The sequence below is a fragment of the Brevibacillus sp. MCWH genome (assembly GCF_013096935.1).
Classification (GTDB): Bacteria; Bacillota; Bacilli; order Brevibacillales; family Brevibacillaceae; genus Brevibacillus; species Brevibacillus aydinogluensis.
In genome coordinates, this window is record NZ_SDLF01000172.1 from 1 (window position 1) to 439 (window position 439).

Sequence of the window (439 nt, forward strand, 5' to 3'; positions counted from 1 at the left end):
GTTGTCAACTTACCTTTTTCACCATTTTCGCTAATTTTAATTAGCTCTTCTATGTTATAAACTGTTAAAATTTTCTTAAACATCTTTTCTCCTATTTCAGGGATTCCTATAGCCCCTAATAGTTGATAATCAAACACTTCCTTTCTAGAATTTATTCCATCTATTATTTTATTAAATAATTTCTCTCCGAATCCTTCTAACAGTAATATTCTTTTCTTATGTTTCTCCAATCTGTATAAGTCTTCAATACTTTTTAATACCCCCTCCTTATACAGATTAGTTATTATTCCTATTGAAATATTAGGGATTGACATTTTCGTTACATAGTTCATTATCTTACCGATCATTCTTGACTCACATTCAATGTTAACACATTTCAATACAGGTTCTTTAATTAATTTTTGTCCACAATACGGACAAGTAGTAGGAGTTACTATTT

1 protein-coding gene is annotated in these 439 nt (G+C 28.7%); it reads right to left on the reverse strand.

The features are described 5' to 3' along the window. The coding region (locus ETC00_RS19930; protein WP_253264354.1) for a helix-hairpin-helix domain-containing protein at positions 1-347 on the reverse strand (347 nt) is incomplete at its 3' end. Positions 348-439: the final 92 nt, after the last annotated feature.